This window comes from Azospirillum lipoferum 4B (assembly GCF_000283655.1).
Lineage (GTDB): Bacteria > Pseudomonadota > Alphaproteobacteria > Azospirillales > Azospirillaceae > Azospirillum > Azospirillum lipoferum_C.
In genome coordinates this window covers 405274-429229 of sequence record NC_016623.1, presented here as the reverse complement: position 1 = coordinate 429229, position 23956 = coordinate 405274, and the positions used below count along the sequence as shown (strand labels likewise).

19 protein-coding genes are annotated in these 23956 nt (G+C 65.7%); 9 read left to right on the top strand and 10 right to left on the bottom strand.

The genetic code is table 11. The annotated features are described in order from the left end of the window. Window positions 1-61: 61 nt before the first annotated feature. The 3 genes from AZOLI_RS23345 to AZOLI_RS23335 all read right to left on the bottom strand — a co-directional run bounded on the left by AZOLI_RS23345 (window position 62) and on the right by AZOLI_RS23335 (window position 4077). Entirely contained in the window at window positions 62-1729 is a 1668-nt protein-coding gene (locus AZOLI_RS23345) for an ABC transporter substrate-binding protein (protein WP_014249662.1), read from the bottom strand. Window positions 1730-1934: 205 nt separating this feature from the next. Further along, window positions 1935-2726, bottom strand: coding sequence for a class II aldolase/adducin family protein (locus AZOLI_RS23340; protein WP_014249661.1), 792 nt, complete (start codon window positions 2724-2726; stop codon window positions 1935-1937). Between the two features lie 28 nt (window positions 2727-2754). Further along, window positions 2755-4077 carry a M20 family metallopeptidase gene (locus tag AZOLI_RS23335; RefSeq protein ID WP_014249660.1) on the bottom strand — a complete coding sequence of 441 codons (1323 nt, stop codon included), beginning with the start codon at window positions 4075-4077 and terminating at the stop codon, window positions 2755-2757. A gap of 309 nt (window positions 4078-4386) precedes the next feature. Here AZOLI_RS23335 and AZOLI_RS23330 point away from each other — a divergent pair, with 309 nt between their 5' ends. Beyond that, entirely contained in the window at window positions 4387-5370 is a 984-nt protein-coding gene (locus AZOLI_RS23330; RefSeq protein ID WP_014249659.1) for a LysR family transcriptional regulator, read from the top strand. 21 nt (window positions 5371-5391) lie between these two features. On the opposite strand, the gene AZOLI_RS23325 is transcribed toward AZOLI_RS23330, so the two are convergent. The 6 genes from AZOLI_RS23325 to AZOLI_RS23305 form a co-directional block, all read right to left on the bottom strand. Continuing rightward, complete coding sequence (locus tag AZOLI_RS23325) at window positions 5392-6774, bottom strand: GAF domain-containing protein (protein ID WP_014249658.1); 1383 nt, start codon at window positions 6772-6774, stop codon at window positions 5392-5394. Continuing rightward, window positions 6771-7274: a hypothetical protein gene (locus tag AZOLI_RS23320; protein ID WP_014249657.1), complete on the bottom strand. Its 504-nt coding sequence runs from the start codon at window positions 7272-7274 to the stop codon at window positions 6771-6773. The genes AZOLI_RS23325 and AZOLI_RS23320 overlap by 4 nt, the downstream gene beginning before the upstream one ends. Before the next feature lie 123 nt (window positions 7275-7397). Further along, on the bottom strand, window positions 7398-8474 hold the full coding sequence (locus AZOLI_RS23315; protein ID WP_014249656.1) for a transglycosylase SLT domain-containing protein: 1077 nt from the start codon (window positions 8472-8474) through the stop codon (window positions 7398-7400). Between the two features lie 234 nt (window positions 8475-8708). After that, window positions 8709-9155: a hypothetical protein gene (locus tag AZOLI_RS23310; RefSeq protein WP_014249655.1), complete on the bottom strand. Its 447-nt coding sequence runs from the start codon at window positions 9153-9155 to the stop codon at window positions 8709-8711. 226 nt (window positions 9156-9381) lie between these two features. Further along, on the bottom strand, window positions 9382-10143 hold the full coding sequence (locus AZOLI_RS32700) for a hypothetical protein (RefSeq protein ID WP_244442624.1): 762 nt from the start codon (window positions 10141-10143) through the stop codon (window positions 9382-9384). A gap of 358 nt (window positions 10144-10501) precedes the next feature. Continuing rightward, entirely contained in the window at window positions 10502-11962 is a 1461-nt protein-coding gene (locus AZOLI_RS23305; protein WP_044552855.1) for a catalase, read from the bottom strand. A gap of 113 nt (window positions 11963-12075) precedes the next feature. Here AZOLI_RS23305 and AZOLI_RS23300 point away from each other — a divergent pair, with 113 nt between their 5' ends. The 8 genes from AZOLI_RS23300 (at window position 12076) to AZOLI_RS23265 (ending at window position 23138) form a co-directional block, all read left to right on the top strand. Beyond that, complete coding sequence (locus AZOLI_RS23300; RefSeq protein ID WP_014249652.1) at window positions 12076-13023, top strand: LysR substrate-binding domain-containing protein; 948 nt, start codon at window positions 12076-12078, stop codon at window positions 13021-13023. A gap of 121 nt (window positions 13024-13144) precedes the next feature. Then, the gene (gene glgX, locus AZOLI_RS23295) at window positions 13145-15493 is read left to right on the top strand and encodes a glycogen debranching protein GlgX (RefSeq protein ID WP_014249651.1); all 2349 of its coding nucleotides are present in this window, start codon (window positions 13145-13147) and stop codon (window positions 15491-15493) included. 189 nt (window positions 15494-15682) lie between these two features. Further along, the gene (locus AZOLI_RS23290) at window positions 15683-16753 is read left to right on the top strand and encodes a zinc-binding metallopeptidase family protein (RefSeq protein WP_014249650.1); all 1071 of its coding nucleotides are present in this window, start codon (window positions 15683-15685) and stop codon (window positions 16751-16753) included. 468 nt (window positions 16754-17221) lie between these two features. Beyond that, window positions 17222-18328, top strand: coding sequence for a TRAP transporter substrate-binding protein (locus AZOLI_RS23285; protein ID WP_044552854.1), 1107 nt, complete (start codon window positions 17222-17224; stop codon window positions 18326-18328). 317 nt (window positions 18329-18645) lie between these two features. After that, window positions 18646-19755 (top strand): ABC transporter ATP-binding protein, encoded by a 1110-nt coding sequence (locus AZOLI_RS23280; protein ID WP_014249648.1) that lies wholly within the window; start codon window positions 18646-18648, stop codon window positions 19753-19755. A 67-nt stretch (window positions 19756-19822) separates the two neighbouring features. Continuing rightward, window positions 19823-20869: an ABC transporter substrate-binding protein gene (locus AZOLI_RS23275; RefSeq protein WP_014249647.1), complete on the top strand. Its 1047-nt coding sequence runs from the start codon at window positions 19823-19825 to the stop codon at window positions 20867-20869. Between the two features lie 191 nt (window positions 20870-21060). Then, on the top strand, window positions 21061-22311 hold the full coding sequence (locus tag AZOLI_RS23270) for an ABC transporter permease (RefSeq protein ID WP_014249646.1): 1251 nt from the start codon (window positions 21061-21063) through the stop codon (window positions 22309-22311). Next, on the top strand, window positions 22308-23138 hold the full coding sequence (locus AZOLI_RS23265) for an ABC transporter permease (protein WP_014249645.1): 831 nt from the start codon (window positions 22308-22310) through the stop codon (window positions 23136-23138). Before AZOLI_RS23270 ends, AZOLI_RS23265 begins: the two co-directional genes overlap by 4 nt. Window positions 23139-23301: 163 nt before the next feature. Here the strand turns inward: AZOLI_RS23265 and AZOLI_RS23260 are convergent, their stop codons facing one another. Beyond that, window positions 23302-23868, bottom strand: coding sequence for a cupin domain-containing protein (locus tag AZOLI_RS23260; protein ID WP_014249644.1), 567 nt, complete (start codon window positions 23866-23868; stop codon window positions 23302-23304). Window positions 23869-23956 lie beyond the last annotated feature (88 nt).

Sequence of the window (23956 nt, the reverse complement as noted above, 5' to 3'; positions counted from 1 at the left end):
GCGCTCTCGCCTCTCCCCCTCTCCCCGGGGAGGAGAGGGGATAGTGGGGGAGATCGGACGACTACTTCGCCAGCCAGACGTCTTCGTACGTCTCGTTCACCCCGATGGCAGTCTTGTTGGCGTTCCTGACCCGCTTGTCGAGGAAGGTCGGGAACTCCATCTCCAGCAGCCAGACGACCGGCAGCTCGTCGGACAGGATGCGCTGGACCTCGCTGTACTGCTCCTGGCGCTTGGCCGGGTCGTTCTCCTGCGACGCCTTGGCGAACAGCTCGTCCACCTTCGGGTTGGAATAGCCCATCGTGTTGGAGAACATCACGCCCTTGCGGATGTTGGACGAGATGTAGGTGCGGGCGACGCCCAGCGCCGGATCGCCGTACTGGTAGACGAAGTTGGTGGTGATCTCGTAATCCCAGTTGGCGACGCGCTGGCTCCAGCCGGCGGCGTCGGTGCTTTCCAGGACGACGGCGATGCCGACCTTGGACAGCGACTGCTTCAGATACTCGCCCAGGCGGGTCCAGGTCTCGCCATAGGGCATCGGCATGATCTTGACGGTGGCGCGCACGCCCTTGCCGTCGGGCTTCAGGCCCATCTCGTCCAGCAGCGCCTTGGCCTTGGCGAGATCGGGCTCGTAGGTGGTGACCTTCGGGTCGTAGAACTTGACCACCGAGTTGATCGGACCGGTCGGCACGCGTCCCAGCCCGAACCAGATCTTGTCGCGGATGAACTTGCGGTCGATGGCGTAGGCGATGGCCTTACGGAAGCGCTTATCGTCCAGCGGCTTGACGCGGTGGTTGATCTCCAGCCAGGACAGCGGCGCCACGAACTCGTAGCCGGCGGTGGTCATGGTCAGGTTGGGCAGCGCCTTCATGCGCGGAACCTCGAAGGGCTCCAGATCGCTGTACTGTGTCTGCTGCACCTGTCCGCTCTCCAGCGCCAGCGAGCGGCTGGCGGCGTCCGGGATCACGCGGAAGGTGATGCCGTCGAGATAGGGCAGGTCCTTCTTGTAATAGTCTTCGTTGCGGACGAGCTGGATGTAGCTGCCCTTGACCCATTCCTTCAGCTTGAAGGGACCGGTGCCGATCGGCGTGGCGTTGGCCGGATTGGCGCGGAACTCCGTCCCCTCATAGAGATGGGCCGGCACCATCGGGGCGGAGGACACCTCGAAGGCCTGGATGAAGGCGGGGAAGGCTTCCTTCAGCTTGAACTCGACGGTGTGATCGTCCAGCGCGGTGATCGACTCGCAGCGGCTGAAGACGGCACGGGCACGCGGGTGGACCTCCATCAGGAACTTGGAGGTCGAGAACACGACGTCCTTCGCGGTGAAGGGCTTGCCGTCATGCCACTTGACGTTCTGGAACAGCTTGAAGGTGTAGGTCAGCCCGTCCGGCGAGACCGTCCAGCTCTCGGCCAGCGACGGCATCGGGTTCAGCTTCTGGTCGTAGGTCAACAGGCCCTGATAGATCTTGCCGGCGACCGTCTGGGTCGGCCCCTGCTGGTTCAGCCCCAGCATCAGGGTCGGGGGCTCCGGCTGCACGATGGAGTTGAGGACACCGCCGCGGACCGGCGTCTCCTGGGCCATGGCCGGGGCGGCGACCAGCGCCGTGGTGCCGGGAACGGCGAGCACGGCGGCGAGCAGGCCTGCTGCGGCGGCGCGGTGGAACCCGCGGGTGAAACCGCCCTGAAAACTGCGGCGGAAGCTGGCGGGGATACCGGAAAGGCGTCTGGTCATCGGGTGTCCTCGTCTCCAGAAGTTGTCGGTGATGTCAGCGACCCTGTCGTGTCGGTGTTTTTTGTTGGGAGGCTTGTGGGCTGGCGATTGCCCCCTCCCTAACCCTCCCCCGCCTTTGGCGGTGGAGGGGACAGCCGCCGCTTCGCGTAAGGCACCCTCTCCCGCGAAGCGGGGGAGGGTCGGGGAGGGGGCATGACGACTATCCTCACCGCGGCCCCACCGGTCCAGACGTGCCGTCCAGCCAGCGCAGCATCGCGTCCCATTCCAGGACGCCGGCCCGCGGATAGGCGCGCTCGTACTGCTGGGCCGTATGCTCGCACACCTCCGGCGAGGGGTAGACCAGCGGACGGCCGCCGGCCAGCGCCATGATCTGCTGCTTGCAGGCCTGCTCCAGGTAGTACATCAGCACCGCCGCCTCGGCGACGTCCTGGCCGGCGGTCAGCAGGCCATGGTTGCGCAGGATCATGCTGTGGTGGCTGCCGAGATCGGCGACCAGCCGCTCCCGCTCCGCCAGGTCCAGCGCGATGCCTTCGTAGCTGTGGTAGGCGATGCGGTTGTACCAGCGCAGCGAATGCTGGGTGATCGGCAGCAGCCCGTCGGCCTGGGCGCTCACCGCCATGCCCGCGTCGGTGTGCAGGTGGATGACGGCGCCGACGTCGGGACGGGCGTGGTGGACGGCGCTGTGGATGGTGAAGCCGGCGGGGTTGATGGCGTCACCCTCGCGCCCGTCCACCAGATTGCCGTCGATGTCGACCTTCACGAGGTTGTCGGGCGTCACCTCGTGGAACATCAGGCCATAGGGATTGATCAGGAAATGGTCGGGAGTGTCGGGAATCCGCGCCGACATGTGGGTGTAGATCAGGTCGGTCATGCCGAGCCGGTCGAACAGCCGGTAGGCGGCGGCCAGATCGGTGCGCACCTTCCACTCCACGTCGGAGCAGTCGCGGGTGGCGCGCGGGGCGTGGGCGGCGTTTGCTTTCAGGGAGGCGGCGATCATCGGGCGGGTCTCGTCGGGAAAGAAGGGGTCAGATGGGTTCCAGGCCGCACCAGCCGGCGATGAACAGCGCCAGCACGCGGGTCACGTCGCGCAGGCTGTCCAGCGACACCGATTCGTCGATGCCGTGGATGCGCGTCGCCTCCGGGCCGTAGCAGGTGGCGGGCGTGTCGCCGTAGAGCTGGAAGAAGCGCGCGTCGGTGGTGCAGGTCAGCGCCACCAGCTCCGGGTCGCCGCCGCGCACGGCGCGATGGCTGTCAGCCAGCATTGTCACCAGCGGATGGGCCGGGTCGATCTCGCAGCCGGCGGCCTGGAATCCGTTCCACTGCAACTCGACGCCCACCTTGGCAAGAGCCGGGTCGGTGGCGCGCGCCAGCTCCACCGCCCGGGTCACCTCGGCGCGGACCGCCTCCGGCTCCTGCCCGGGGAAGAAGCCGAGCCGGAGGTCGAGCGCGCAGCGCGTCGGGACTGACGACGGCCACTCGCCGCCCTCGATCCGGCCGAGATTGACGTTGACGGGGTGGGCATGGCCACAGAAGGCCGGATGGCGGCAGGCCGGCTCGTTCCAGCGCACTTCCAGCGCCTTCAGATGCGCCGCCAGCACATAGGCCGCCTCGATGGCGTTTACCCCCGCCGAGGTGTCGAGCACATGGGCCGGCGTGCCGGTCAGCACCAGCCGCAGCCACATCACGCCGACCTGGGCGACGGAGATGGAATGGTTGAACGGCTCCGGGATCACCGCGGCGTCGGCGCGGTAGCCGCGATGCAGGCAGGCGAGCGCGCCGTTGCCGGTACACTCCTCCTCGATCACCGACTGCAGATAGACGGGCGCGGCCGGGCGGTAGCCCAGCTTGCGCAAAGCGTCGAAGGCAGAGGTATAGGCTGCGATGCCCGCCTTCATGTCGCCGGCCCCGCGGCCATAGAGCCGCCCATCGGCGATGCGGGGCTCGAAGGGCGGGGTGGTCCACAGCTCCGCCGGGCCGGCGGGCACCACGTCGATGTGGCCGTTCAGGATCAGCGAGCGCCCCTTCGCCTCGCGCGGCTTATGGACGCCGACGACATTCTCGCGACCGGCATAAGCGCCGGGACGAACCGGCGGCGAGAAGCCCGGCATGCGGGAGATCGCCTCCTCGTCCACGTCGAAGCGGTCGACCTCCAGCCCGAGCGCGGCGAAGCGGTCGGCCATCAGCGCCTGCGCGCCGGCCTCCTCCCCCAGCAGCGACGGCTGGCGCACGAGGTCCGACAGCAGGGCCACGCACTCGCCCTGCGTCGCATCGGCGGCGTCGAGGATGGCGGCGCGCAGGCCGGGGTCCGGCAACGCATGGTCGAGACGGTCTGCCGTTTCTCGTGTCATTCCGAATCCTCTTCGCCGATGCGGCTGGATTGCGCGGTCGGTTGAAAAAAGACAAAGCGGCTGCTGCGCGGCCTATCCCAAATGGATATGACCGCTATAATGCGACGTTATGCATGTCCGGCTTGGCGATGTTTGAGGACCGCCATGTGTCGATTAGGCGATGACGAATGCGACGTGGCAAATAAGCATTTTTCATTTCGCCCATGAGTTTGATTTATGCCGCAGTTGCTCAGTGGGCAATCATGTGCGTAGTATTTGGGCGGCAGAACGAATGCACCGGAATCGGGCACCGATGGAGAGGGCGGGGGAGTGAACGAAACCGAGGCGGAACGGCAGGCTCTGGCCCGTCTTGGGCAGCAGATGGACTGGAACCTGCTGCGCACCTTCATGGTGATCGTACAGGAGGGGAGCATCACAAAGGCTTCCGTCCGCCTGTTTTTGACGCAGCCCGCGGTCAGCCTCGCGCTGAAGCGGCTGGAGGAGCAGCTCGGGCGCACCCTGATCGACCGCGGTCCCGGCCGCTTCGCCGTCACTGCCGCCGGCGAGCAGGTCTATGACGAGGCGGTGGCGATCCACGCCACCGTGTCCCGCCTGGGCGCCCTGGTGCGCGACGCCAAGGACGAGATCAGCGGTCATGTCCACATCCTGATGACCAGCCGCATCCAGACGCCGCTGCTCGACCGCTCGCTGCGGGAATTCCACCGGATGTATCCGCAGGTGACCTTCCGCATCGACGTGATGGCCTCGGCCGACGCTCATATCGCCTTGCAGCAGCGGGTCGGCGCCATGGCGATCTGCCTGTTGCGCGAACCGATTCCCGGATTGTCCAGTCAGGTGTTCCTGCGCCAGACCTACCGTCTTTATTGCGGTTCCGAGTTCCGCCTGTTCGGGCAGCGCGACATCGACATCGCCGAACTGCGGCACGAGAATTTCGTCTCCTTCACTTCCGACCAGATCGACGGCGCCCTGTCGCCGCTGACGTTGTTCCGCGCGCGGGAGGGCTTCGCCGGCCGCGTCGTCGCGTCCTCCGCCAATCTGGAGGAGGTGCGCCGCATGATCCTCTGCGGCCTCGGCATCGGACCCCTGCCGGAACACATCGCCGCCCGCGACGTGGATGACGGCATGCTGTGGGAACTGCCGCCCTATGAGGGAATCGCGCCGGTCAACGTCCACCTGATCTGGAACGAACAGGCCAAGCTGAACCGGGCGGAGCGCGCCTTCCTCGACTATCTGCAGACGGCGCTCGCCACCGCGCCGGCGCGGGAACTGGCTGGCGTGTCACCTGTCCCGTAACCGCTGCCATCCCACGCCCCCTCACTGCATCTCTTCCAGCCGCAGCGGCGTCTCCACCAGCAGCCGGAACCGCCCGCGCCCGGTCTTCTCGATCCGCAACGGTCCGCGGCGGTCGTCCAGCCGGCGTTGCAGCAGGATCAGCCGCGCTTCCAGATTCTCGGCGAAATCCGGCAGCGGGATGTCCGGCGCCAGCCGCAATTCGCGGTTGGTGAAGTCGGTGCGCCCCAGCGTCGTGTGGTCGCGCACCAGCTTCCACAGGATCGCCCCGGCCACGCCCTTGATCAGATAGTCGTGGTCGAGGAAGACGCTGTCGTCGGTGGCGTAATGGCGCACGGTGACCGGCTGTCCGCCGGCCGGCGCCGCTGCGGTCTCGGCCGGCGTATCCTCGCCCTCCGTCGCTTGGGCCGCGGGCAGGCTGCGCATCAGCGCGCCCAGCTGTGCGGCGAGCGTCGCCAGCGCATCCTCGTCGTCGTAGGTGAAGCGCATCTCCTGCGCGCTCTCCACGAAAAGCACCCCGGCCAGCTTGCCGCAGCCGTCCCCGGCCTCATGCGCCAGGATCGGCACCGCCAGTTGGCTGTGCGGCTGTTCCAGGCCGGGGAAGGGGATCTCGCGCAACCGCCCCGCCGCCGTGCCCTGCCGCATCGCCATGCTATAGGCGACGTCGGTGGTCATGTGGGTGATGCGGATCGGCACCCGTTCGCGCGCCGCCACGCCGATCACCCCGTCGCCGGGCGCCACCTCCCAGCCGATGCCGCTGCCCCGCCCGCTCCCCTCATAGCCGAGGGCGGCGACGGTGAACAGCCGCCCGCTGGCGGCATCCGGCAGCAGGATCAGCGCATGCTCCACCCCGAACAGGTCGCGCAGGGCGACGATGGCGCGGTCGAGCAGGTCGGACAGGTCGGCGCAGCCGCGCAAGCCTTCGCAGGCGCGCCGGACGGCCGACAGCAGGCTGCGCGGGCGCATGCGCCCGGGCAGGGGATGGCCGCCGGGCACCGCCTCGATCTCCGTCACCCGGAACAGGTCGGCGCCGCGCAGCCGGAACACCTCCGCCATCCCGACATGAGAGGCGATGCCCGACAGCTTGGCCTTCATGCTCTCGAACAGCGGCCCGTCGGTCTCGGTCCGCAGATAGTCCAACCGCAGCCGGTACTGCGCCCCGGTCGACGGGTCGATGACCTCCAGAAGGGCGTCCCGGCAGTCAAGGATGTTGGCCCGCGTCTTGTTGAAGAACTGATAGGACAGGGCGATATGGCCGGGGTCGACGTAATGGACCTGCGACAATTGCGAGACGTTGGGCGTGCCGTCCGGCGCCACCGTGGCGATGGTGGCGGGGATCATCCCCTCCAGACAGGTCCGGATGGCATCCAGCGTCAGCACGGGATGGTGGTCTTGCCGGTCGCTCATGCCGGCACCGGCTCGCCGGCCTTCGGGCCCGGCGTCTGGTCGAACACCGTGGCCGGGCGGACATGCAGCGCCACCAGATCGACCGGATCGCAGGTCATCACCGCCCGGATGAAGGGCTCGGTGAAGCCGATGCCGGTCAGCTCGGCGATGAAGCCGTCCAGGTAGGGGCCGGCGAGCGCCGCCTCTTCCGCCGTCGGGGCGGTCACGACGGCGCCGTCGCCCTTGACCTGCAGGGAGCGGTGGGTGCTGGGTTCGGAAAAGACCACGGCCAGCCGGCCGGTGTCGGCGACGGCGGCCACCAGTTCGGCATTGGCCCGCCCGTCGAGCAGAACGGTCAGCCGCTCTCCCCCGCAACTCGCCCGTGCCGCCACCGCCCGCGCGACCAGGGGCCGGTTCGCCCGGTCGCTGGTCGCGACATTGACGCTGAGGCTGCGGTCGAGGAAGCGCAGAACCGCGGCGCCCACACCCGTCCCAAGCTGAAGACCGTCCGGCTCCGCCACGCCTGCCTCCTCAGCGCCCCTAAGCGCCGTTATTCGGCGATCAGGATAGCAACGGCACCGGCCGGGCGGCAAACCAACCGATGGACGTCATCCATGCGGCAGGGACCTGCCCGGCCATCCCGCTCACGCCCCCGGCGCAACCACGAAGCAGGCCATGCCGATTGTGACCAGTCCGCTGCAGGCGCTGGCCGCATCCTGTTGCGACAAACCGGACAGGCGGGCGCGGTAGAGCGGCCCGGTCTGGGTGTCCACCGCCTGCACGATCCGTTGCGAGCGCGACAGCACCGGCATGGAGCTGCGGGCGCGGTCGATCACGCGCTGGCTGTCGTCGGGCGAGCGGAAGGCGCCAAGCTGCACCGTCCACACCCCGCCGCCGGCGGTCGCCGGTCCGGCCATCGTCGCCACCGGCCGCGGTGCCGGCGCATCGGGCGTCGAGGTGTCGGGCGCCACCACCCGCACCGCGGGCGCCGGAGCCGCTGCCGGGGCGGGCAGCGCCGCCACGGCGATCGGCGGACGGCTGGCCGCCGGGCGGCTGTTCGCCGGCGGCGCGTAGGAGGGCGCCTGATAGGAGGGCGCCTGATAGGAGGGGGTTGGCTGCGACGAGGTGTAGGACGGTCCAAAGTGCGACGGCAAATCGGAGGACGGCGCACTGACCAGCACGATGTCGGCGCCGTTGGGGGCCGGGGTGCGGTTCAGCCGCGGGCCGACCGACGCGATATAGCGCCGCGTCTCGCCCGGCAGGCTGCGCTTGCCGGCCAGATAGTCGCCGTAACAGCCCGGACCGCAATTGTAGGCGCCGAGGAAGCCCGGCGCGCCGAACAGGTTGTACATCTCGCGCAGATAGGCGGTGCCGGCGATGATGTTGTCATGCGGATCGAACGGGTCGGAGCCCAGATCGTGCTTGCGCCGCATCTCCTCATAGGTGCCGGGCATCACCTGCATCAGCCCCATGGCGCCGGCCTTGCTGACGATCGGCTTGCCGTTGACGGTGGTGCGCCCGCCGCTTTCCTGGCGGATCACCTCGCGGATCCACAGCTCCGGCATGTCGAAGCGCTTGGACGCCTCGGCGATGTGGGCGTCGATCTCCGCCGGGGTGGCGGTGCGGTGCGATCCGCCCCCGCTGGCGCAGGCGCTCAGCAGGGCGGTCAGGGCGGCGCAGGTCAGCAACGGCTTCAGGCGACGCACGGAACCCCCGGTCATCGTTCAGTTCTAACTTTAGGATAAGCCCGATTTGGAGGTAGCGACCTTTGCACATTCCGGCCCCGCCGTAAACCGTCCCGGCTGTGACCTTCGACGCGGCCGGGGAACGCGAAGGGGGGAGGGCACCGGAGTCCTTCGGACGGACAAGCGGCCGGACGGCCATCTGCCGTCCGGATCGCCTTCTGCCCGGATTTCCGTTGCCTGGGTCTTTCGGCAATCGGGTCTTTCGGCGAATCACGTCTCCCGGTCGTCGTCCGGGTCGCGGCGGGTCGTCAGTTCGCGCATCAGCCGTTCCTTGGCGGTCTTCCGGCTCGGCCGGCCGGCCGCCCGCCCGAACAGCCCACCCAGCAGCCCGCCGGATTTCGGCTCTTCCTCCGGCTCCGCAGTCACCTGCGCGCGCTCCGCCTCGCGCCGGGCGAGCATGGCGGCGCGGTCGACCAGCGGGTTGCGCAGCCGGTGCGGCAGCGCCTTGAAGGCGAGGTTGGCGCGTTCCAGATCCGTCACCGACTCGGTGGACCGGGCGATGCGCAGCGCCACCCGGAACAGATCGAGCCGCCACGCATCCTCCGGCGCATGCGGCAGCGTTTCCGCCGCCGCCAGCAGGGTGTCCAGCCCCTTCCCGGTCAAGGCGCTGGTGGATCGTTCGCTGCTGGATTTCTCGGTGTCGCGGTCCCGTCCCATTCCGTCATCGATGCTGTCGCGCTGAAGGCGGACTTTAGGACGGCTCGACAGGATTTGTCTGCCCCCATGCGGAGACCACACCATTCGGGTGGGGGAGGGGGCGGATCGGGCGGCGTCCGCCAGCCGGAGCAGGGTGGAATCGCAATCATCCTTCTGAGGTGCTCAGGAACAATTTGAAAATCTCATAACTTCTCTTCAGTGCAGGCGTTAAGAAATTTTTCACTACTCAATTTATCTCGTATTTTTTGTCTCCGAGATAGAATATCGTTTTTATTCCTTTGTTCATTAGCTCAACGGCCAAATTCATTGGGAGTTGTGTTCCGTCTGGCTTGAGGGAAGCATATATGTTTATGCCACCATAAAAACAAAACCTAACAAGACTGATGCCAAATTGATCACGATCCGAAATTTGATAATAGAATACATCGGGATTGTTTCCATGATTCTGTTTATCCCTGAGTTCAATCTCAGATTTATCCCTTATAAAATGATAAAAGTTTCTGGCGCTTGGCTCCTTAATGGAGAGGTAGCCTAGAACTACCCTTGTTTCTCCGAAAAATTTCTCGCCAAAGTGATGTAGATAAATTCCTCTGACAATGCGGTCGAAACACCTACTCAGTCTTTCGTAATTTGGCGTTCCCCAAATGCAATCAATAAACGAATTATTTCTACACTCAATCGCAAATATCTTCTTTTCACCGACGAAAACTTCTTCCAAAAGTATTTTAGAATTTCTCCTAATGGCCCTGTTAACTTTGCTAAACTTATGTCTGAATCCAATAGAGTTGTTCCCGATGATTCCGGCAAGGCTGATCATCAAGAACTCGTCGTCGCTTGATTTTGCTGAATTGTGCTGGTCGCAAGATGGAACTGTTATTAAATTTTTCCGGAAGTCTTCGCCAAATTCCTTTCCCTCCGGGAATAAGCATTTGGGTGGTACGTGCTCTTTCGACGTTGAGAGGCTCTTGCACATATAACATTCTTCCATTTTAATCTCCGGGTTTACGAAATCAGTATCTAAATCTACAGCCAACTGCAATCAGATGGCGATAGAAACTGTATACAAATCAGTTCGCGAGAATTTTGATGTTTGCCTAGGAGTTGCGGATAGCGCGAGGATACATTGCTCTTCGGATGGTGCAACATTCATCTTTCTCAGAATAGAACGATGAACCATTTACAATAGCATAAAAAACGCCCTCCCCCCGTCGCCGGGAAGAGGGCTGCAAGTCAAACGGGGAAATGCGCGGCAGGATGCCGGCAATCATGCCAGCGCCCGGGGGTATGGGCGCGGCATCTCGTAGCCGGCCCCTCCGCAAAGCGGCGGAAGGGCCGGAAATCTCACGTCACTCCGCGGCCTGCGCCACGGTCAGGCCCAGCCGCTTGGCCACGCCCTCGCCATAGGCCGGGTCGGCGGCCAGGAAATGCTTCAGCTGGCGCTGCTGGATGAACAGCGGGGCCTTGCCCAGGCTGCCGGCGATGTTGTCCATCAGGCGGTCCTGAGCCTCGGCGCCGATCAGGCGGAACAGCGCGCCGGCCTGGGCGTAGTCGTCGTTGCCCTCGCGGTGGTCGTAGTGGGCGGCGTCGCCGCGGATGCGCAGCGGCGGTTCGCTCGCGACACCGGTCTGCGTCGGGCCGCCGAAGCTGTTCGGCTCGTAATTCGGCCGGGCGCCGCCGTTGCCGTCGGTGCGCATGGCGCCGTCGCGCTGATAGTTGTGGACCGGGCAGCCCTGCGGCTTGTTCACCGGGATTTGGGCGTAGTTGCCGCCCAGCCGGTAGCGGTGGGCGTCGGCATAGGCGAACAGCCGGCCCTGCAGCATCTTGTCCGGGCTGAAGGAGATGCCGGGCACCACGCTGGCCGGGCTGAAGGCGGCCTGCTCGGTCTCCGCGAAGAAATTCTCCGGGTTGCGGTTCAGCACCAGCTCGCCGATCTCGATCAGCGGGTAATCGGCATGCGGCCACACCTTGGTCAGGTCGAACGGGTTGATGCGGTAATCGTCGGCCTCCGCCTCCGGCATGATCTGCACCGAAACGGTCCAGGCCGGGAAGTCGCCCTCCTCGATCGAGGCGTACAGGTCGCGGGTGGCGTGGTCGGGGTCGATGCCGCCCATCACCGTCGCCTGCTCGGCGGTGAAGTTCTCGATGCCCTGGCGGGTCTTGAAGTGGTACTTGACCCAGAAGCGTTCGTTCGCCGCGTTGATCCACGAGAAGGTGTGGCTGCTGAAGCCGTCCATGTGGCGATAGCTGCGCGGCGTGCCGCGGTCGCTGAACAGGATGGTCAGCTGGTGCATCGTCTCCGGCGACAGCGAGAAGAAGTCCCACATCGCGGTGGGGTCCTTCAGGTTGGTGGCCGGGTTGCGCTTCTGGGTGTGGATGAAATCCGGGAACTTCAGCGGATCGCGCAGGAAGAAGACCGGCGTGTTGTTGCCGACCAGATCGTAGTTGCCCTCTTCCGTGTAGAACTTCACGGCGAAGCCGCGCGGGTCGCGCTCGGCATCGGCGGAGCCCTTCTCGCCGCCGACGGTGGAGAAGCGCAGGAAGACGGGCGTCTCCTTGCCCACCGACGACAGGAAGGCGGCCTTGGTCCAACCGGTCACGTCGCGGGTGACGCGGAAGCTGCCATAGGCGCCGGCGCCCTTGGCGTGGACCACGCGCTCCGGAATGCGTTCGCGGTTGAAATGGGCCAGCTTCTCGATCAGGTGAAAGTCCTGCAGCAGCAGCGGACCGCGCGGACCGGCGCTCAGCGAATTCTGGTTGTCGGGAACGGGCTGGCCGAAGCTGGTGGTCAGGGTGCTCATCCGGGTCATCCTCGTTAAGGCGGGTGTCGCTCTGTGCGGCGTCATTGTCTCGCCTCTGGTTATCCGGCGTCTTGAACGATATATCCAAGACATTGAAGGAAATGCTCCCATAGGCACTGTCTATGAATCTCTCCGCCCTCTCCCTGCGTGACCTCGAATATGTCGTCGCCGTCGCCGAGCTGCGTCATTTCGGCCGCGCCGCCGAACGCTGCGCCGTCAGCCAGCCGTCGCTGAGCGCCCAGATCCGCAAGCTGGAGGAGGCGCTTGGCCTCTCCCTGTTCGAGCGGACCAGCCGCAAGGTCCTGCTGACCCCGCGTGGCGAGGCCATCGTCGCCCAGGCCCGTGTGGTGCTGGAGGAGGCGCGGCGCCTGCTGGCCCTGGCCGACGGGTCGGGCGGCGCGCTGACCGGGCGGCTGCGGCTGGCGGCGATCCACACGCTGGGCCCCTACCTGTTCCCGCACATCCTGCCGCCGCTGCGCGAGGCCTGGCCCGACCTGACGCTGATCCTGTCGGAAGGACGGACCGACAGCCTGCTGGAGGAGCTGCGCGACGGCCGGCTCGACGCCGTGCTGCTGGCCCTGCCGGTGGAAACCGACGGGCTGGTGGCGGAGCCGCTGTTCTTCGAGCCCTTCCTGCTCGCCCATCCCGCCGGCCATCGCCTCTGTTCGTCGCCCACCCTGTCGCTGAACGACCTCGACCCGTCGGAGCTTCTGCTGCTGGAGGAGGGGCACTGCCTGCGCGATCAGGCGCTGGCCGCCTGCGGCCTCAGCGCGCGCGGCGGCGGCGTCCATGCCACCGGGCTGGAGACCCTGCGCCACATGGTGGCCGCCGGGGCCGGCTGTACGCTGATGCCGCTGCTGGCGACCCAGGGGGAGGCCGGCCGGACCGCCAGCGTCGGCGGGCTGGTGGATTACCGCCCCTTCGATGCGTCTTCCAACGGCGCCCGCCCGCCCGGCCGCGTCATCGGTCTGGTCTGGCGGGCCAGCGACCCGCGCGACCGCGGCCTGCGCGACCTGGCCGCCTTGCTGCACCGCGTGATGCCGGCGGGCACCGGGCCGGTCCTATCCTGAAGGGATGAGGAGCTTCGGGAAGGAACAAGCGCCCATCGGCCGGGTTGAAGGCTCGGCCCGCGCTTCACACTGTTCTGAGGCGAGGGCACGACTTTCGATCCAGGCGGAGAAGTGGGCGATCATGGCAAACATCCTGAGACAGGCAACGCGGCTCGGCGAAGGATTGCCCTTTCCGCTGGGCGCGACGTGGGACGGCCTCGGCGTCAACTTCGCCTTGTTTTCCGCCCACGCCACCAAGGTCGAACTGTGTCTGTTCGATGAAAATGGCGAGGAGGAGCTCGAACGCATCGAGCTTCCCGAATTCACCAACGAGATCTGGCACGGCTACCTGCCCGATGCCCGTCCCGGCCTGCTCTACGGCTACCGCGTCTATGGCCCCTACGAGCCGGAGCAGGGGCACCGCTTCAACCCCAACAAGCTTCTGCTCGACCCCTATGCCAAGGAGCTGGTCGGCGAGATCCGCTGGAACCCGGCCCATTTCGGCTATGTGATGGAATCGGGCGACGACCTGACCTATGACGAGCGCGACAGCGCGCCCTTCATGCCGAAATGCAAGGTGATCGACCCCGCCTTCACCTGGGGCCGCGACCACAAGCCCGGCACCGCCTGGGACCGCACCATCTTCTACGAAACCCATGTGAAGGGCTTCACCAAGCTGCACCCGGCGGTGCCCGACAGCCTGCGCGGCACCTATGGCGGCATGGCGGTGAAGGAGGTGGTCGACTACATCAAGTCGCTCGGCGTCACCTCGGTGGAGCTGCTGCCGGTCCATGCCTTCGTCCAGGACCAGCATCTGGTCGACAAGGGGCTGGCGAATTACTGGGGCTACAACTCCATCGGCTTCTTCGCGCCGGAACCGCGCTATGCCGCGTCGGGCAACGCCATCAAGGAATTCAAGGAGATGGTCGCCCATCTCCACAACGCCGGGCTGGAGGTGATCCTCGACGTCGTCTACAACCACACGGCCGAGGGCAACGAGCGCGGGCCGACGCTGTCCTTCAAGGGCATCGACAACGCCTCCTACTACCGCCTGCTCCCGGACCAGAAGCGCTATTACATCAACGAGACGGGGACCGGGAACACCGTCAACCTCAGCCACCCGCGCGTGCTGCAGATGGTCACCGACAGCCTGCGCTACTGGGCGACCGAGATGCATGTCGACGGCTTCCGCTTCGACCTCGCCACCATCCTCGGCCGCGAGTCCTACGGCTTCGACGAGGGCGGCGGCTTCCTCGACAGTTGCCTGCAGGACCCGATCCTGAACAGCCTCAAGCTGATCGCCGAGCCTTGGGACTGCGGCCCCGGCGGCTATCAGGTCGGCAATTTCCCGCCGGGCTGGGCGGAGTGGAACGACCGCTACCGCGACACCGTCCGCGCCTTCTGGAAGGGCGACGAGGGCAAGCTGCCGGAGGTGGCGCCGCGGCTGTGCGGTTCCGCCGACCTGTTCGACAAGCGTGGGCGCAAGCCCTGGGCCAGCGTGAACTTCATCACCGCCCATGACGGCTACACGCTGAACGACCTCGTCTCCTACAACGACAAGCACAACGAGGCGAACGGCGAGGACAACAACGACGGCCACTCCCACAACCTGTCCTGGAACCATGGGGTGGAGGGTCCGACCGACGACCCCGAGATCAGAGAACTGCGCGAACGCCAGAAGCGCAACATGCTGGCGACGCTGCTGCTGTCCCAGGGCTCGCCGATGCTGCTGGCCGGCGACGAGTTCGGCAACACCCAGCACGGCAACAACAACGCCTATTGCCAGGACAACGAGACGGCGTGGCTGAACTGGGACGGCATCGACGAGGACGGGCAGGCGCTGATCGAGTTCGTCCGCCGCGTCGTCGCGGTGCGCCAGTCCTTCCCCATGCTGCGCCGTGGCCGCTTCCTGTCGGGCGAATACAATGCCGAGTTCGACATCAAGGACGTGACATGGCTGACCCCCAGCGCCGACGAGATGGACGAAAGCCATTGGCATGACGGCAACGCCCGCTGCATGGGCATGCTGCTGGACGGCCGCGCCCAGGCCAGCGGCATCAAGCGGCCGGCGATGGACGCCACGCTGCTTCTGGTCATCAACGGCCATCACGACGTGGTCGGGTTCACCCTGCCCGAGGTGACAGGCGGCAGCGTCTGGCGCTGTCTGGTCGACACCAACCTGCCGGACCCCGACGAGGCGCCGCGCGTCGACACCGGCGACACCTATATGGTGACCGGCCGCTCGCTGCTGCTGCTGGCGCTGGAACCGGAAGGCAAGACCTCCTTCGCGCTCCGCCGCGCCGCCCACGCCCTGCGCAACGTCGCCGAAAGCCCGACCCTGTCCTTCGGCGAGGAAAGCGTGGAGGAGGAGAAGCCGGCGGAGGTGAAGGAACCGGCGGAGGAGGAAGCGGTGACGGAGGAGGCGGTAAAAGAACCGGAAAAGGTGGAAGCGGCTGCCGAGGCCAAGCCCGAAGCGAAGAAGCCCACCTGAACCGACGCCAAATCTCCCTCTCCCGTCCCGGGAGAGGGAAGGGGCCCATGCGCAGCATGGGAAGGGTGAGGGGTCGTGCAAGGAACCATGCGCTTCCGGTTCCTTGGATCACCCCTCACCCTCCCCACGCCTTCGGCGCGGGTCCCCTCCCTCTCCCGGGGCGGGAGAGGGCATGCAGGATCCGCCGCCATGAAACTGTTCGAATGCCAGAACTGCCGCCAGCCGCTCTATTTCGAGAACACGCTGTGCGAGCGTTGCGGCTACCGGCTTGGCTATCTGCCGGATGTGGGCACGCTGTCGGCCATCGACCCGACCGACCATGACGGGGTGTGGAGCGCGCTCGCCACCAGCGAACCGCTCTACAAATTCTGTGCGAACGCCGAATTGGACGCCTGCAACTGGATGCTGCCGGCCGACTCATCCGACACCCATTGCGCCGCCTGCCGGCACAACCGCACCATCCCCGACCTGTCCGACACCGCCAACCTGACGCTCTGGCGCAAGCTGGAACTGGCCAAGCACCACCTGTTCTACACGCTGACCAACCTGACTCTGCCGCTGCAGACCCGGATCGAAAATCCGGAGGAAGGGCTGGCCTTCGATTTCCTGTCCGACACCGTCGCCGCCGACGGCACGGTGACGCCGGTGCTGACCGGCCACGCCAACGGCCTGATCACCATCAACGTCGCCGAGGCCGACGACGCCGAACGCGAGAAGCGGCGCACCGATATGGGCGAGCCCTACCGCACGCTGCTCGGCCATTTCCGGCACGAGATCGGCCATTATGTCTGGGACCGGCAGGTGCGCGACGACCCGGCCCTGCTGAAACGCTTCCGCGCCCTGTTCGGCGACGAGCGCCAGGATTACGGCGAGGCGCTGAAACGCCACTACGCCAACGGCGCGCCGGCCAATTGGCAGGCGAATTTCGTCAGCTCCTACGCCACCGCCCACCCGTGGGAGGATTTCGCCGAGACCTGGGCGCATTACCTCCACATCGTCGACACGCTGGAGACCGCCCGTGCCTTCGGCCTGCGGATCCGCCCGCGCATCAGCGAAGGGGCAGAGCTCGAATCGGAGATCGACTTCAACCCCCACAAGGCCCGGCACATCGAGGATCTGATCGACCCCTGGCTGCCCTTGACCTATGCGGTAAACAGCCTGAACCGCAGCATGGGTCAGCCGGATCTCTACCCCTTCATCCTGTCGGCATCGGTGATCGAGAAGCTGGGATTCATGAACGGGATGGTGCGGGGGCTGTAGCCTTCCGCCCCTACCCCGACCCTGGTCCCATCGGGAATCGCAAAGGGTGGGGCAGAGTTCGACCAGTGAAGACACTGCGCCATCCCGGCCCTTTACAAGGGATCAACCAAAACAGTCGCGGGCATCTGCAATTTATGGAAGATCGGTATCTGCCGTTTGACGCGCGCCGGTCGTGCATCCGCCAAAAAAGTTTGCGAAACTGACTTTCAGCGTATTGCAGAAAAAGGAAAAGGCCGCTAGCTATTGTGCCGCGGCCCGAGTTTAGGGAGGAAACGCCTGACAGGCGATCGAAACAAAAAATAATGCTGCGTCGCCGAAAATCCAGCCCAATGCGGCTGGATTTTTCGTTTCCGGCGCAAGGATCTTCCGCATATTCCGTGTTGCCCCGGTGGAAGGGGGATTCCCCGAACGGTTGATTGCGCTATCATGTCGGCCCAACGAACCATACAGTCGGGAAGATTCGTCATCATGAAACGGCGTGCGTTCCTTTCCAGCGCCGGTGTCGGCCTTGCCGCCGCCGGAACCGTCGGGACCATTGCGGCCCCGGCCATCGCCCAGAGCTCCCAGCCGGAGATCAAGTGGCGCATGGCGTCGAGCTATCCCAAGAGCCTCGACACCATCTATGGCGCGGCGGAGTTCATCGCCCGGCGCGTGTCCGACGCCACCGACGGCAAGTTCCAGATCCGCCCCTTCGCCGCCGGCGAGATCGTTCCGGCGCTGCAGGTGCTGGACGCGGTGCAGAACGGCACCGTCGAGTGCGGCCAGTCGGCGGCCTATTTCTATGTCGGCAAGGATCCGACCTTCTGCTTCGACACCGCCATGCCCTTCGGCCTGAACACGCGCCAGCACATCGCCTGGATGATGCATGGCGGCGGGCTGGAGCTGATGCGGGAGGTGTTCAAGGATTACAACATCCACCACATCCCCGCCGGCAACACCGGCGCCCAGATGGGCGGCTGGTTCCGCAAGGAGATCAAGAGCCTGGAGGATCTGAAGGGGCTGAAGATGCGCATCGGCGGTCTGGTCGGCCAGATCCTGACGCCCTTCGGTCTGGTCCCGCAGCAGCTCGGCGGCGGCGACATCTATCCGGCGCTGGAACGCGGCACCATCGACGCGGCGGAGTTCGTCGGCCCCCACGACGACGAGAAGCTGGGATTCTACAAGGTCGCCAAATACTACTACTACCCCGGCTGGTGGGAGGGCTCGGCGCAGATCCCGCTGATGTTCAACATGCAGGCCTGGGAATCGCTGCCGAAATCCTACCAGACCATCCTGGAGCAGGCCTGCTGGGAGGCCAACACCTGGATGATCGCCAAGTACGACACGCTGAACGCCGCCGCGCTGAAGCGGCTGGTCGCCGGCGGCGCCGTGCTGCGGCCCTTCCCGCGCGACATGATGCAGGCCTGCGAGAAGGCGGCGTTCGAATTCTACGACAAGCTCGCCGCCGGCAACCCGCGCTTCAAGAAGGTCTATGACGGCTGGAAGCCCTTCCTGGAGCAGGAGCGGCTGTGGTTCCGGGTGGCCGAGAACGGCTTCGACAGCTTCGTCTACTCCCAGGCCGCCCAGCAGCGCTGAACGGGGGGAATTGGGGGCGGGTCGCCTGCGGCGATTCGCCCCCTCCCTTCGCGGCAACAGCTGATTTTCATACTTCCGTCTGTCCGCGAGATCGATCATTGGTCTTCTCAATCGCATGCGAATGGAGCACACTGCCGGTCGAAGCGTAAGCAGGGCCTTCGCATTTGCACAAAAAAACGGCAGACTGTTGAATTGATCAAGGCATAGTCATTCCTCTTGTCTATTTTCTTAAACGCGTGTTACCGTCAGGGCCAGAAAGACGGACCGGGCCGGGGTGGCGTACCCGGATCCAGGTCGCCTGTGACGGGAGCGGACGGATGGACGGCGGGATGATCGCGACGACAGATACCCTGGTGCGCTTCACCGGGGTGCAGAAGACCTACGATGGCGAGCATCTGGTGGTGAAAAGCCTCGATCTCGACATCCGCAAGGGCGAATTCCTGACGCTGCTGGGGCCGTCGGGGTCGGGCAAGACCACCACGCTGATGATGCTGGCCGGGTTCGAGGTGCCGACCCATGGCGACATCTTCATCGGCGACCGGCCGATCAAGAACGTGCCGCCGCACAAGCGCGACATCGGCATGGTCTTCCAGAACTACGCCCTGTTCCCCCACCTGACGATCGAGGAAAACGTCGCCTTCCCGCTGTCGGTGCGCGGTGTTTCCAAGGCGGAAACCAAGGAACGCGTGGCCGCCGCGCTCGACATGATCAAGCTCGGCAACCTGGCGTCGCGCCGTCCCGGCCAGCTGTCCGGCGGCCAGCAGCAGCGCGTGGCACTGGCCCGCGCCCTGGTGTTCAACCCCGCCCTGGTGCTGATGGACGAACCGCTGGGCGCGCTCGACAAGCGCCTGCGCGAACATATGCAGCTGGAGATCAAGCGCCTGCACGAGACGATGGGCCTGACCGTCGTCTACGTCACCCACGACCAGGGGGAAGCGCTGACGATGTCCGACCGAATCGCGGTGTTCAACGACGGCATCGTCCAGCAGATCGACCGCCCGGATGCGCTGTATGAGCGGCCGGTGAACAGCTTCGTCGCCAACTTCATCGGCGAGAACAATGTTCTGAACGGCGTTGTTGAAAATATCGAACAGGGTTGGGCTCGGGTCGCGCTGGATGCCGGCGGCTCGGTGGTGGCGCAGGCGGTCAATGTCAGCGGCGCCGGCAGCCGCAGCTCGCTGTCCATCCGTCCGGAGCGCGTGGCGATCGAGACCGGCGACAGCGGCGACGCGACCACCAACCGCCTGCCGGCCACGCTGACCGACCTGATCTATGTCGGCGACCACACGCTGGCGATTCTGTCCACGCCCGCCAACCCGGAATTCATGGTCAAGCTGCCGGCCGGCTCCTATGCCGGTCTGGCGCCCGGCCAGGACGTCTACATCGCTTTCCGCCCGGAGGACTGCCGGGCGCTCGATCCGGTCTGAGGACGTGGTTCCTCAGTGCCAGGGTGCCTTCCAGCAACAACAACCACGACGAATAAGGACGGGGATCATGTCGAAGATTAAGGTGGCTCTCGGTTTCGCTGCGACCTTCACCGCCCTCACGGCTTTGGCTTCGGCCGCCAGCGCCCGCGACCTGACCGTCGTGTCGTGGGGCGGCGCCTATCAGGATGTCCAGAAGAAGGTCTATTTCGAGCCGTTCAAGGCCACCGGCACGCCGATGAACGACGAATCCTGGGACGGCGGCGTCGGCGTCCTGCGCGCCAAGGTCCAGGGCGGCGCCTCCACCTGGGACGTGGTGCAGGTCGAGAGCGAGGAGCTGGCTCTGGGCTGCGACGAAGGCCTGTACGAGAAGCTGAACTACTCCAAGATCGGCGGCGAGGACGCTTACCTGCCGTCCACCGTCAACGCCTGCGGCGTCGGCGCCATCGTCTATGACTTCGTGCTGGGCTACGACAAGGACAAGCTGAAGGACGCGCCGAAGAGCTGGGCCGATTTCTTCGACACCAAGAAGTATCCGGGCAAGCGCGGCCTGCGCCAGGGTGCCAAGACCACGCTGGAGATCGCGCTGATGGCCGACGGCGTGGCGCCGGCCGACGTCTACAAGGTTCTGGGCACCGATGCCGGTGTCGAGCGCGCCTTCAAGAAGCTCGACACCATCAAGAGCGACATCGTCTGGTGGAAGGCCGGCGCCCAGCCGCCGCAGCTGCTGGCGTCGGGCGAAGTCGCGATGACCTCGGTCTACAACGGCCGCATCGACGCCGCCAACAAGAAGGAAAACAAGAACTTCGGCATGGTGTGGAACGGCGCGCTCTACACCATCGACAGCTGGGTGATCCTGAAGGGCAGCCCGAATCAGGAGGCCGCCTACAAGTTCCTGAACTTCGTCGGCAAGGCGGAGAACCAGGCCAAGCTGTCCGAAGGCATCGCCTATGGCACGTCGAACAAGAAGGCCCCGTCGCTGCTGTCGAAGGCGGTCCTGACCGACCTGCCGACCTCGCCCGACAACATGAAGAACGCGGTGGAGATCAACACCGACTTCTGGCTGGAGAACATCGACCGCCTGACCGAACGCTTCAACAAGTGGGCGGCGAAGTAAGTACTTAGTTGTGATGTCTCCCTCTCCCGTCCCGGGAGAGGGAAGGGGTCCGTGCGGAGCACGGGAAGGGTGAGGGGCAGCGCGAAAATCCCGAACCGCATGGTTCCTTGGATTACCCCTCACCCGGCGCCTTCGGCGCCACCCTCTCCCGGGGCGGGAGAGGGAAGGGACTTTCCAACAGGACAATGCCGATGACAGCCGCCTTCGTTGCCGGCGCCGACGTGCCGTTGAAGCGTCGATTGAAACGGGCCGAGCGCGCCCGGCAGTACCGTGCGCTGGGTCTGGTGCTGCCGCTGCTGGCCTTCCTGCTGTTCACCTTCGTCGTGCCGATCGCCGGCATGATCTGGAAGTCGGTGGACGACTGGGAAGTGCCGCAGGTGATGCCGCAGACCGTGGCGGCGCTGGAGCGCTGGAACGGCCAGGGCCTGCCCGACGAGGCCGCCTATGCCGCGCTCGCCGCCGACATCCGCACCGCGCGCGAGGCCGGAACGCTGGCCGTCGCCGCCAAGCGGCTGAACTATGTCGTCAACGGCTTCCGCACCACGCTGCTGTCGACCGGCCGCAAGCTGAAGGAGCAGCCCGCTCCCGGCACCGCGAAGGCGACGCTGATCGAGATCGCGCCGGCCTGGGGCGAGCGCGAGAGCTGGGCGGCGATCAAGAGCGCCAGCGGTCCGGTCACCAGCTATTACCTGCTGGCGGCGGTCGACCTGACGCGCAACCCGGACGGCGACATCGTCCATGCCCCGGCGGACCAGTCGATCTACCGCGACGTCTTCCTGCGCACCTTCGAGATCGGCTTCGGCGTCACCGTGCTCTGCCTGATCCTGGGCTTCCCGGTTGCCTACATGCTGGCGAATCTGCCGACCGGCCGCTCGAACCTGCTGATGATCTTCGTGCTGCTGCCCTTCTGGACCTCGCTGCTGGTGCGCACCTGCGCCTGGATCGTGATCCTGCAGAGCGAGGGCATCGTCAACGGCTCCCTGCAATGGCTGGGCATCATCGAAGAGCCGATGCGGCTGATCTACAACCGCTTCGGCGTCTACATGGCGATGACCCATGTGCTGCTGCCCTTCATGATCCTGCCGCTCTACAGCGTCATGCGCGGCATCTCGCCGGCCTATATGCGGGCCGCCGCCTCGCTGGGCGCGCCGCCGGTCACCGCCTTCCTGCGCATCTACCTGCCGCAGACCATTCCGGGCATCGGCGCCGGCTGCCTGCTCGTCTTCATCCTGGCCATCGGCTACTACATCACGCCGGCGCTGGTCGGCGGTGCTGCGGACCAGATGATTTCGTCCTTCATCGCCTTCTACACCACGGAAACGGTCAACTGGGGCCTCGCCTCGGCGCTGGGCGCGGTTCTGCTGCTGTCCACGCTGGTGCTGGCGGTGCTCTACGGCAAGCTGGCGCTCGGCCGCCAGACGACGGGAGGTCTGAAGAATTGAGCGCGAACCATTCCCCCCAGACCGCCAGCCAGCGCATCGCCTGGATCACGACGGTCGTCACCGGCACGCTGGTTCTGTTCTTCCTGATGGCGCCGATCCTGGCCATCGTCCCGCTGTCCTTCAGCTCCAGCACCTATCTGACCTATCCGCTGCCCGGCCTGTCGCTGCGCTGGTACGAGGACTTCATCAATTCGGCGCGCTGGATCCATGCGTTGAAGAACAGCATGATCATCGGCGTGGCCTCCGCCATGCTGTCGATGGTGCTGGGCACGCTGGCCTCGCTGGGGCTGGCGCAGTGGAAGAGCAGGTGGAAGCCGCTGGTGCTGGCCGTCGTGCTGTCGCCGATGGTGGTCCCGGTCGTCATCACTGCGGTCGGCGTCTATTTCTTCTTCGCGCCACTCGGCCTGACCGGCAATTATCTGGGCCTGATCCTGGTCCACACCGCGCTGGCGACACCCTTCGTCGTCATCACCGTGTCGGCGACGCTGCAGAGCTTCGACATGACGCTGGCCCGTGCCGCCGCCTCGCTGGGCGCGCCGCCGCTGCTGACCTTCCGCAAGGTGATCCTGCCGCTGATCCTGCCGGGTCTGGCGTCGGGCGCGCTCTTCGCCTTCGCCACCAGCTTCGACGAGGTGGTGACGGTGCTGTTGCTCGCCGGGCCGGAGCAGCGCACGCTGCCGCGTGAGATGTTCAGCGGCATCCGCGAAAACATCAGCCCCACCATCACGGCTGTGGCGGTGGTGCTGACGGTGATCTCGGTCTGCATGCTGTCGACGCTTGAATACCTGCGCCGGCGCAACGAGCGGCTGAAGGGGAATGCGGGGTAGGGGAGTGGGTGAGGGGGAGAGGTGCGTGTGCCCCCTCCCTCCCGCTTCGCGGGTCCCTCCCTCCCCCTCTTCGAGGGAGAGGGTGGATTTGCAGTAGGGCGGCAGTCCCCTCTCCCACCGAAGGTGGGGGAGGGTTAGGGAGGGGGCACCGCACCCCAACGCATCACAAATACGGCGGCGTGCAGGCGCTGATCAGCTCGCATTCCACCTCGCCGATGTTGCGGAACCGATGGGGCACGCGGCTGTCGAAGAAATAGGCGTCGCCGGGGCCGAGCAGCTGTTTGCGGTCGCCCACCGTCAGCTCGATCTGGCCCTTGATGACGATGCCGCCCTCTTCGGATTCATGCTGAAGCATGGTGCGGCCTGTGTCGGCGCCGGGGGCGTAGCGTTCGTGCAGGATTTGCAGGTTGCGGCTGCGCAGGTCGCCCACCTGCCGGAAGGAAACCTGGCCGACGGTGCCCTTCAGCTCGCCGGCCAGTTCGATCAGCTCGTCGCCCTTGAAGAAGATCTGCTCGGGCGGCGGCAAATCGTCGGAGGAAAAGAATTCGGCAAGAGTCATCGGGATGCCCTGAAGCACCTTGCGCAATGACGAAACGGATGGGCTGCTGCGATTCTGCTCGATCAGAGAGATCGTGCCGTTGGTCACTCCGGCTCGCTGGGCGAGCGCCCGCTGGGACAGCCCATGCTGCTCGCGGATCTGCTTCAACCTGGCGCCGACATCGAATTCCATCACCGGACTCCTGTTCCACACCTGTCTAGGCAATAGCCGATCCGCACAACCCCGTCATCAGAATATGAACAGCTAAACAGGGGTTGTT